This window comes from Cellulosimicrobium sp. RS (assembly GCF_046159675.1).
GTDB classification, from domain to species: Bacteria; Actinomycetota; Actinomycetes; order Actinomycetales; family Cellulomonadaceae; genus Cellulosimicrobium; species Cellulosimicrobium funkei.
Window position 1 is genome coordinate 123,777 of the sequence record NZ_JBJXVU010000012.1, and the last position, 9,401, is coordinate 133,177.

The following is a 9,401-nucleotide window of genomic DNA, read 5'->3' on the forward strand; positions in this document are numbered from 1 at the left end:
TGCTGCCCACATCGGCGTCGACGAGGCCCGGGCGGCGGCGGTTGATGTTCTTCGGGCTGCAGGTGTGTGGAGCAGTGCGCGCAGTCTTCGCACTCTGGACCGCCATCTCGCCAGCAGGCCCGATGCTCTGGCCGTCTACGACCCGCACTGCCCGCCCGCGCTCGTGCGACTGGCCTTCGCCCTGCACGACGCCAGCTACGACGTCGACCTGCCGCGCTGTGTCGTGTGCGGCAGGACCAACCGCCGTCTCTCGGGCCGCGTCGACGAAGGACGGTGCTGTGACTGGTGTCGCAGCAAGAGCCGCCGCCAAGTCTGCGCCCGCTGCGGGGCGCTCGGGCACCCGACCGCTCGCCGACCCGAGGGTCTGATCTGCCGGCGCTGCTACGCCACCGAACCCGAGCGAGCGGTTCCCTGCGCAGACTGCGGCAAGTACTCCGCGCCGTACACGCGCGACGACGACGGCCGGCCGCGGTGCGAGAACTGCGCCCGCCCGCGGCGCGTCTGCGCGAGTTGCGGACGACTCCAGCACGTCAAGCGCGTCACGGAGGCCGGCCCACTGTGCCAGGTCTGCCACCAGCGAGACCCGCGACTCTGCGGCGGGTGCGGGCAACTCGAACCCGTCGTGCTCAGGGCACGGGACGGCAGGCCCGACCTGTGCAGACGCTGCGCCCCCGAGCCGACACACACCTGCCGACTCTGCGGGAAGGACCGACCGGCGCACGTGCACTGGCCGATCGGCCCGGTCTGCCGCGCATGCTCCCGGCGAGCGATTCGCACGCCCCGCCTTTGCGCGAGGTGTCACCAGACCGCTGTACTGGTCGGCCGCATTGCGGACGGCGAGGCGTGCGGGCCCTGCACAGGGGCACCCGAGTACGACTACAGGTGCCACCGGTGCGCGGCCTCGGGAGAGTTCTACTACTCACGCACCTGTCTGTCCTGCTCCAGACGCGAGATGGCGACGTTCCTGCTCGCGGGCGACGACGGCACCGTCCCCCCGTGGCTGAACCCCCTGCTCACGATGATCACGAACAGCCCGCGCCCAGACTCCACCATGCGTTGGCTGCAGCGCAGCACGTCGACCGATCTACTCCACGAGATCGCACGGCTTCCCCGGCCTGTCACCCACGCCGACCTCGACGCCAGGCCAGCGACGCTCGCGCTCGACCACCTGCGAGCGGTGCTCGTGCACTGCGGAGTCCTGCCGCCGCGTCAGGAAGCACTCGGCCGTCTCGAAGCGTGGCTCGAGCACCAGCTCGAAGGCCTCCCGCCCGGACACGCAGCGGTGATCGGCCCCTATGCCAGATGGAGCGTCCTGCGACGCGCGCGGCGGCGAGCAGCCCGCCGTCACTACAGCTTCTCCGCCGGCCACGGCGACCGCCGGCGCATCAGCGAGGCGATCCGGTTGCTGCGCTGGCTCTACCGGCGAGGGCGATCCCTCACTGACCTGACCCAAGCAGACCTCGACCGCCACCTGCGCGGCGATCGCAACCGGGCAGCACAACTGACCGGCTTCATCACATGGGCCCGCCACCGCAGACTCGTCGATGCCCGCCTCGTCGTCCCCCTCCGACAGCCCGACGAACCCATCGTGCTCGCTGACGTCCAGGAGCACGACGCTCGCATCAAGACCCTCCTCGCCGATCCCGACGTGTCGCTCGAGACACAAGTCGCCGGGCTGCTCGTCATGATTCTCGCCCTACCCCTCACCCGGATCCAGCGACTCACCACCAGCGACGTCTACACCCGGGACGGTGTCGTCCGACTCGTCCTCGCCGACCGCCCGGTCCCGCTCCCGCCCGTGCTCGCCGAACGCATCTCCAGACTTGCGCAGATCGCGCGGTACAAGCCTTACGCTCTCGTCCCGGGCGCGAGCGACAACAGATGGCTGCTGCCCTCGCCCTCGCTCCCGGGAACTCACCTGTGCACGCGCCAAATCGCGGTCAACCTGCACAAGGCCGGGATCCCCGTGCGAGCCAGCCGCCACCTTGCGCTCATTCGCCTCGCTGAGCGGCTGCCAGCACCAGTTCTCGCCGAGCTCCTCGGCCTGAGCCAGAGCACCGCCGCGAAATGGGCAGTCCACTCCCAGACCGGCTGGGCCGACTACCTCGCGGCGCGGACCACAACGACCGGCGACAGGGGCGGTTGCGATGAATAGCGCACCCTCAGATATCGACACTCTGCCAGTCGCCCGTCAGGAGGTCTGACATGAGCGACGAGTTGACCCGTGAGCGCACGGTGCAGATCAACGCCGCGGCGTGGGAGTTCTGGCGCTTCCATGCGAACAGTGCTGACGACTGGACCCGGGCCTACCTCGCCGCACGCGGGCTGCGCGGCCTGCAGGCCGGGTACGCGCCCGAGGGGTGGGCTCGGCTGGTGGGCCGCATGCGCGGCCGCGGGTTCAGCGCGGACGAGATCGTGGCCGCCGGCCTCGCGTTCCGCACCGAATCCGGCTCGGTAGGGGACGTCTTCCGCGACCGCCTGGTGCTGGCGTACCGCGACGAGCACGGCGACATCGTCGGGTTCACCGCGCGTCGCAACCCCGCGCTCGACGACGACGGCGATGCGCCGGCGAAGTACCTCAACACGACCGCCACGCCCGCGTTCGACAAGAGCCGGGACCTGTACGGCCTCGACCCCGCGGCCGCGCGGAACATCCGTGCCGGCGCGCGCGTCGCGGTCGTCGAGGGCGCCCTGGACGCCGAGGCCATCCGCCGCACCGGGACCGCCGTGGTCGCCGTGTCCGGGTGCGGCACCGCGGTCACCGCGACGCACCTCGAGCGGCTGCGCGCGATCCACCCGGACGCCGTCGCGCTGGCCGTGTTCGCGTTCGACGCCGACGCCGCTGGCCGCGGTGCCGCGTCGCGCGTGTGGGACCTGCTCAACGACGTCGAGGCCGGCACCGCCGGCGCCCTGGTGCTGCCCGAAGGGACCGACCCCGCGCAACTCGTCCAGGACGGCCACGGGCACGCCCTCGCCGAGCGGCTCGCGCAGCCGACCAGCCTCGCGAGCGTCGTCGTCGACGCCGAGCTCGCACGCCACGACCTGACGATCCCCGAGGGTCGCGTCGCCGGACTGCGCGCCGCGGCCGCACGCGTCGCACGCATCCCACAGGCGCCCCTGGCACGCGTCGGCGCCCACCTGCACGCACGCCTGGCGCCGCACACCGACCTGGGCACGATCGCCGGCGAGCTCGCCGTCGCGCATGCAGGCGCGGCGCGCGGGGGCGCGTGATGAGCGCGTGCGGCGCCGCTAGGTTGGCGTCGACACCGACAGGGGAGGGCCACATGTCGATCAGCGACGAAGAGCGCGCGCGACGAGCCGACGACGCCGCCAGGATCCGCCACAGCACCGAGCTCGAGGGCGGCCGCACCGACGACGCCGCACGGGCGATCCAAGACCAGTACGTGCGCGGCGAGATCGACAGCGAGGAGCTGGTCCGACGCACCAAGGCCTACCTGAACCTGCCGGAGCGCTGACGTGGCGCAACCGTGGGAGACGGGTGACGAGATCTCCCGCTGGCATGGGTACCTGCTCGACGACGGCAAGACGCTACGCAACCGCGTCGGCGCCACGACGCCGGACGACCTACGCCGCGCAGAGGACCACCTCGTGGAGACCCGGGCGCTGTCGCTGCGCGAGCACGACCTGCCCGGCACCTACGACCTCGCCGGCCTGCAGGCCGTCCACCGGCACATGTTCCAGGACGTCTATGACTGGGCGGGCGAGCTGCGGACGGTGTCGATCCGCAAGAGCGCGGACACGTGGTTCACGCCTGTGCCCGACATCGAACCGTCCATGGAAGTGCTCGCTGGCCACCTGCGCGCGTCCGACAACCTGCGCGCGATCGATGCCCAGCACGTGCCGGGTGCGCTCGCCACCGTCTACGACATCGTTAACCAGGCACACCCGTTCCGGGAGGGCAACGGCCGCGTCCAGCGCGAGTTCCTGAGCGCCCTTGCGAGCGAGAGCGGGCACCACATCGACTGGACGAAGGTGACGCTGTCCGTCGGCGATCGCGAGAACGAAAACGACCGCGTCAGCCGCCTCGCCCTCGCCGGTGACAACGGCCCGATGCGCGACATGTTCGCGCGCATCGTGACCCGCGCAGACCGCGACAGCTTCGACGTCGCCGCCTTCGAGGCGGTGCGCATCGCGCAGGCCGGTCGGGTGACCCGTCCGCGCTCATCCGAGCACGGACCGAGGCCTGCCGCGCCACGTATCCCTGGCGCCTCGCAAGGACAAGAGATCGATCGGACGTAGCACCGCTCGGCGCGGTGCGCGGTGAGTACAACGAGGGGCCCCGCGCAGTGCGCGGGGCCCCTCACTTCGTCTCAGTTGGACTCGGACGCCACAGGCTCATCGGACCGAGCGGAGCGCGCCGTCGTGCTCGACCGACGTCGCGGCGTGCGCGCCTTGCGCTCGGGATCGGGCAAGCCAAGCTTGCGCAGCTCGTCGGCGGTCCACCCGTCGCTGAGCGCGGCCGCGTACGCCCGTGCATGCTCGCGCTCGGCGGTCTGTACCTGCGTGCGTAGATCCGCCTCGGCCTGGGCTGCGCGCACCAGTGCACGCACCGACCGGATCCGCTCGTCGAGGAGTTCGCGGGCCTTCGCCTCGGCAACCTCGGGGTCTAGTTCTCGCGCCATGCCGCGATGCTACAAACCCCACGACGGCGCGCGCCAGCGCGACGCATCTGGGCGCCGTCGCAGACACGACACCCGCGCCGAGGGAACGTTGAGCGCACAGGCCTCGGCGGAGCAAGCTATACACTTACGTGCCGTAAGTGGCTTGATGGCTCGACGCTGCGCGTCGGCGATGGCACACTGGGCGTGTGGTCCCCGCTGGAGCGGGGTCGCTGCGCTGGGCGAACAGGAGCAAGACGACGTGACCGAGCAGACGACGCGAGCACGCAGCCAGAAGCGGCAGCGGCGCGCGAACGTGCCCGGGGGACGACGCCACTACCACCGCGTCGGAGTGACGCCCGAGGAAGAGGCGATGCTGTTGCAGCGGGCCGCGGCCGCGAAGGTCACCGTGCCGCGCTTGCTCGTCGAGTCTGCGCTTGCGGAGCATGGTGAGACCGCGACCGATCGCGCTGAGTTGCTGACGGAGCTGTTCCACGCGCGGAGGCTGCTCGCTGCCGTGTCGAACAATCTCAACCAGGTAGCGCGTGCGACGAATGCGACGGGCGAGATCCAGGCCGAGCTGACGGACACCCTGCGCAACGTGACGATCACCAGCGAGCGGGTCGGGCGGGCGCTTCGACGGTTCGAGGTCGGCGCATGATGCCGAACATCACGCGCGGCGACAGGGTCGCCGGCGTGATGGTGTACCTCGCGGGGGAGGGGCGGCACAACGAGCACACGAACCCGCACGTCGTTGCCGGGCACGACGTCATCGTGGACGTGGTCGGCGGGCGCGAGCTGAGCACCGACGACGCTCTCGACATCGCCAACGAGCTCGATCTGCCGCGGCGCGTGTTCGGCACGCGCGTGACCGTCCCGGTCAAGGAGTGGAGCGAGGAGCAGCAGCGCCAGGTCAAGGTCGGTGACCGGGACGCGCACGTTTGGCACTGCTCGCTGTCGCTGCGCGCCGCGGAGGGCACGCTGTCGGACGAGCAGTGGAACCGGATCGCGACCGACTTCGTAGAGGGCATGGGCTTCGGGGCCGCCAGTGACGACGGCGCCGGGTGCCGGTGGGTCGCGGTCCGGCACGGGCTGTCGTCGGCCGGCAACGACCACGTGCACATCGTGGTGAACCTCGTGCGCGAGGACGGCACGAAGGCGTCGGTGCACAACGACCAGCCGCGCGCGCAGCGCCTGACGAACGAGCTCGAGCACCGGCACGGGCTGCAGGTGCTCGAGTCGCGCGAGGTCGGACGCGGGGCACTTGCCGGCGCGAAGCCTGCCGAGCTCGGGCGCGCCGAGCGTGAGGGTGCCGCGCTCCCGGCGCGCGACGAGCTGCGCCGGCGCGTGCGCGCCGCGGCCGCGGAGGCGACGAGCGAGCGCGAGTTCCTGGACGCGCTGCGCGACGTGCGGGTGCTGGTCCGACCCCGGTACGCCGAGGGCGGGCGCGAGCGCGTCGTCGGGTACTCGGTCGCCCTCCCGCCGTCGGTCGATGACGGGCGGCGCGCGGCACCGGTGTGGCACGGCGCGGGCCGCCTCGACAACTCCCTGGCGCTCGGCCAGCTGCGCGCCCGCTGGGGCGCCGACGTCGCCGGCGACCCGGCCCTGACGCCGGCATGGACCCAGCGGTGGACCACCCTTGACGTCGCGGACAAGGTGCGTGCGAGCGAGCCACCGCGCGACGCCGCACGCGCCCTGGTCGGGCTGTCCGGGACGCTCGGAGACGGCGGACAGCGCCTCGCGGCCGCCGACGCCGCGGGCGTGTTCGCGCGCGCATCGATCGCGCTCGAGAAGGACAAGCCAGGTCCGCTCGCCAAGCTCTCCGACGACCTCGCCCGCGCGGCCCAGCCCTCGGCCTACACCGCAGAGGACCGTGACCGGCAACGGCGCGAGAACGCCGCGCTTGGGGCCGCGTACGTCAGTCGGCTCATGGCCCGCGGCACGGGCAGCGACTCACGCACCGGATGGATCGCCGTCATGCGGCAAGCCGAGCGCACCGCCCGCGCGATCGCGCACGCCCAGGCACTGCAGGGACGGGCGGTCGCGGCGGCGCAGACGAACCGTGCGCTCCTCGCCGCGGTCGCAGCGGTGCCGCAGATGGAAGGCCGCGCCGCGGCGCCGAACCTCGATCCGGGCGCCCACGCGATGCGCGACCGCCGAGGGGCTGCCGTGCGCGACGTCGACGTGGAACAAGGCCGCTGAGGGCTCCTGGCGCCACGCGCCGTGCATGGACCCGGGCCCATCCCAAGGCGCGCCTTGTGCGAGGACTTCTTGACCGGTAAGTCATGATCGAGACGTGCGTCTGGGCCAATAATCGCAGCGAAGACCAAGGCCCAGCCCTAGCCCAGCAGAGGAGTCCGATGGCGGAGAAGTCTGTCGAGCAGCTCGTGCACGAGGCGCTTGACCTGTTCGACGATCCGTCACAGTCGGTCGCCAGTCATGTGCGGCGCGCAATCCGGATCGCGACGAAGCGGCAGGACTACATCGCGTTGCTGCGTCTCTACCCGGAAACGTTCGACTTCACCCCTCAGACCAAGATCGACCATCCGGCGTTCGTCGATGCGGGCGCTAGCCTCGACGCGCTCGTGGGAGCCGAGGAAGGTGAGCGGCAGAAGATCCAGATCTTGATGCGCTTCATGCGCGACCGCACTCCGCGCGGCGGCAGCGAGAGGTTCCACGCCCTGAGCATCGGTCAGATCGAAGCGCAGTTGCAGCAGGTAAACGAGGTTATCGAGCACTACTCGAAGGTGCCGGAGAACCTCACACCTATCGACACGTATCGAGTCGCGGAGCAGTACGACAGAGCGGGAGCCCAGGCCCTGCCTCTCAGGGCCGAGTACGAGTCGACGATCGAGCGCGTGAAGCAGGCAGTTCACGACATCCTGGTTGACACAGAGCGGCAGATCGAGTCGGGGCAGCGACGCCCAAGCATCTTCGAGCGGGGCCAGGCCTACATCGCCGGGGCACTTGCTCGTCGCGCCCCCGACGCGCTTACGACGTTCGAGGCCGCGGAGGATGCCCTCCAGCGAGGGACGCCTGAGGACTTGAGTCACGCTCTCACCTCGTGCCGACGGATGATCAAGGCCCTGGCCGACGCGCTGTACCCAGCGACCGGAGAGAAGATCACGGGCGACGACGGACGCGAACGACCCATGACCGACGACGCCTACAACAACCGGCTCCTACAGTTCGCGGTCGAGCACATCGATGGGTCGACCCATCAAGACCTCGTGAACGAGACCCTGAAAGGGCTGGGGAACCGGCTCAAGCGGCTCAACGAGCTGTCCTCGAAGGGTGTACACGACGTTGTGAGCAGCGCGGAGGCAGAAACATGTCTCATGTGGACCTACCTCACCGTCGCGGACTTCCTACGCATCGCAGACGGGACCAGTTCACGTCTCCAGGGTGACCCCGCCACCGAGCTACCCGACTGAGAGAGAACGATGGACACGCTTCCGATCCCCGAGGTGCTGGACGACCCGGCACTCTTCATCACGTATGGTCCGGAGCCCCTGAACGGGCAATGGGGCAGCCTCGCAGCCGAGTACGCCCGTCATCGTGAGTACACCGGCGTCGCACCCCGCTACTTCGCATTCGACGACCTGTGGCTGGAGTTCAGCGAGGCCGACGGGTCTTCTGCGCCTCTGCCCACCGGGTGGGCACGCGCCCTGCTTCTGGCGTCGGGCGGCGGCAACTACCAGCGCATGCTCCTCGAGAAGCTGGTGAAGGTCTGGACTCCCGCCACCCCGCCGCCGGGGGGCCGGTTCGGGGCGCTACTCACGGCGCTGTTGTTCGACGACGTCCACCCCGACGACGCCCAGGGGCTGCCGGCTCTGGCCCCGACCGCCCTCGCCGAGGAGCGCACCCGGCGCCTGCAGGCCCGGCGTCAGCTGCGCGCCGACGTCGCCGAGGCGGCCGGGGCGCTCGTCGAGCGGCAAGCCGCCGAGCGGCGACGCCAGCGTGAGGTGGACGCGGCGGCCAGCGCCGTGGTGCGCGAGCAGATGCGGGCGCTCGGGCTGTACGTGCGCCGGGTGCGCCACCCGAGCGAGACGCCGGCCAGCGTGCACCGGTTCGACTGCGGCGCGGTCACCGGGGTGACCAAGAAGCGCACGATCGACCCCGCGCTGTACGAAGGTTTCGACGCCGTGCCGGAGGGTGCTCGCATGTGCCGCACCTGCCATCCGCGCCAGACGCAACCCGTCTGACCTCAGTGCGCACCAAGCATCGCTAGCCGTACAAGGTTGGCGGGTGCGAGCGGAGCGCGAAGTTGCGTCGCCTCTGCAAGGGCACCACGAATCGCGGGTACCGGTCAGCGGCCCGGAACGGCCGTGTCAGATCCTTGTGCTGGACTTCTGGCGAACGGAGGTGACGTCATGGCGAAGTCGTCGAAGTCTGGGAAGCCCTCGAAGTCCGCTCTGTCCAAGGCGGGCAAGACGCTCGCGAGCGATTCCTCGAGCAAGCCGGCGAAGTCGAAGGCCGGTTCGACGCTCGGCAAGGGCTAAACCGGTGCGCGGGCGGTCGCCGCCCGCGCACCGTCCGTCGCGTGACGCGATCGCCCGTAGCAGCACTGCAGGTGGCGGAAACCGACCGTTTCTCGGACGTCGCACAACCAGGTTCTGCGACGTCCGTGAAACGTGGGTTCTGCATCACGCGGCGTTGCTACGAGTCCCTCTTCGCGAGGTGGGCGTTGAGGGCGGTGCGATCGGCGTCGCCGTCGCGGTCGGCTTGGCGGCCTGGGCGGTGGACGGTGCGATTCGTCGTCCGCGGGTCCATTGGACGGCG

9 protein-coding genes are annotated in these 9,401 nt (G+C 70.8%); 8 read left to right on the forward strand and 1 reads right to left on the reverse strand.

Going from position 1 to position 9,401, the window contains the following annotated elements; translation table 11 throughout:
• Positions 1-952: 952 nt before the first annotated feature.
• From ACI769_RS17670 to ACI769_RS17685, 4 genes are read left to right on the forward strand one after another with little or no spacing between them, the layout of a single operon-like run.
• Complete coding sequence (locus tag ACI769_RS17670; RefSeq protein ID WP_155100189.1) at positions 953-2,155, forward strand: hypothetical protein; 1,203 nt, start codon at positions 953-955, stop codon at positions 2,153-2,155.
• A gap of 50 nt (positions 2,156-2,205) precedes the next feature.
• On the forward strand, positions 2,206-3,231 hold the full coding sequence (locus ACI769_RS17675) for a toprim domain-containing protein (RefSeq protein ID WP_211934226.1): 1,026 nt from the start codon (positions 2,206-2,208) through the stop codon (positions 3,229-3,231).
• A gap of 53 nt (positions 3,232-3,284) precedes the next feature.
• Positions 3,285-3,476, forward strand: coding sequence for an antitoxin VbhA family protein (locus ACI769_RS17680; RefSeq protein ID WP_211934227.1), 192 nt, complete (start codon positions 3,285-3,287; stop codon positions 3,474-3,476).
• A 1-nt stretch (position 3,477) separates the two neighbouring features.
• Positions 3,478-4,260, forward strand: a complete 783-nt coding sequence (locus ACI769_RS17685; RefSeq protein ID WP_211934228.1) for a Fic family protein — start codon at positions 3,478-3,480, stop codon at positions 4,258-4,260.
• Between the two features lie 71 nt (positions 4,261-4,331).
• On the opposite strand, the gene ACI769_RS17690 is transcribed toward ACI769_RS17685, so the two are convergent.
• Entirely contained in the window at positions 4,332-4,643 is a 312-nt protein-coding gene (locus tag ACI769_RS17690) for a hypothetical protein (RefSeq protein WP_211934229.1), read from the reverse strand.
• Positions 4,644-4,881: 238 nt separating this feature from the next.
• On the opposite strand from ACI769_RS17690, the gene ACI769_RS17695 reads away from it, so the two are divergent.
• The 4 genes from ACI769_RS17695 (at position 4,882) to ACI769_RS17710 (ending at position 8,824) form a co-directional block, all read left to right on the forward strand.
• Positions 4,882-5,280 (forward strand): plasmid mobilization protein, encoded by a 399-nt coding sequence (locus ACI769_RS17695; RefSeq protein ID WP_244985816.1) that lies wholly within the window; start codon positions 4,882-4,884, stop codon positions 5,278-5,280.
• The gene (locus ACI769_RS17700) at positions 5,277-6,821 is read left to right on the forward strand and encodes a relaxase/mobilization nuclease domain-containing protein (RefSeq protein WP_211934231.1); all 1,545 of its coding nucleotides are present in this window, start codon (positions 5,277-5,279) and stop codon (positions 6,819-6,821) included. The genes ACI769_RS17695 and ACI769_RS17700 overlap by 4 nt, the downstream gene beginning before the upstream one ends.
• A gap of 158 nt (positions 6,822-6,979) precedes the next feature.
• On the forward strand, positions 6,980-8,053 hold the full coding sequence (locus tag ACI769_RS17705; protein WP_211934232.1) for a hypothetical protein: 1,074 nt from the start codon (positions 6,980-6,982) through the stop codon (positions 8,051-8,053).
• A gap of 9 nt (positions 8,054-8,062) precedes the next feature.
• Positions 8,063-8,824, forward strand: coding sequence for a hypothetical protein (locus ACI769_RS17710; protein WP_211934233.1), 762 nt, complete (start codon positions 8,063-8,065; stop codon positions 8,822-8,824).
• Positions 8,825-9,401 lie beyond the last annotated feature (577 nt).

Excerpts from the sequence above, each read along its gene's own strand:
- ACI769_RS17670 (WP_155100189.1), top strand. The coding sequence starts at position 953 with ATGGCGACGTTCCTGCTCGCGGGCGACGACGGCACCGTCCCCCCGTGG.
- ACI769_RS17675 (WP_211934226.1), top strand. The coding sequence starts at position 2,206 with ATGAGCGACGAGTTGACCCGTGAGCGCACGGTGCAGATCAACGCCGCG.
- ACI769_RS17680 (WP_211934227.1), top strand. The coding sequence starts at position 3,285 with ATGTCGATCAGCGACGAAGAGCGCGCGCGACGAGCCGACGACGCCGCC.
- ACI769_RS17690 (WP_211934229.1), bottom strand. The coding sequence starts at position 4,643 with ATGGCGCGAGAACTAGACCCCGAGGTTGCCGAGGCGAAGGCCCGCGAA.
- ACI769_RS17700 (WP_211934231.1), top strand. The coding sequence starts at position 5,277 with ATGATGCCGAACATCACGCGCGGCGACAGGGTCGCCGGCGTGATGGTG.
- ACI769_RS17705 (WP_211934232.1), top strand. The coding sequence starts at position 6,980 with ATGGCGGAGAAGTCTGTCGAGCAGCTCGTGCACGAGGCGCTTGACCTG.
- ACI769_RS17710 (WP_211934233.1), top strand. The coding sequence starts at position 8,063 with ATGGACACGCTTCCGATCCCCGAGGTGCTGGACGACCCGGCACTCTTC.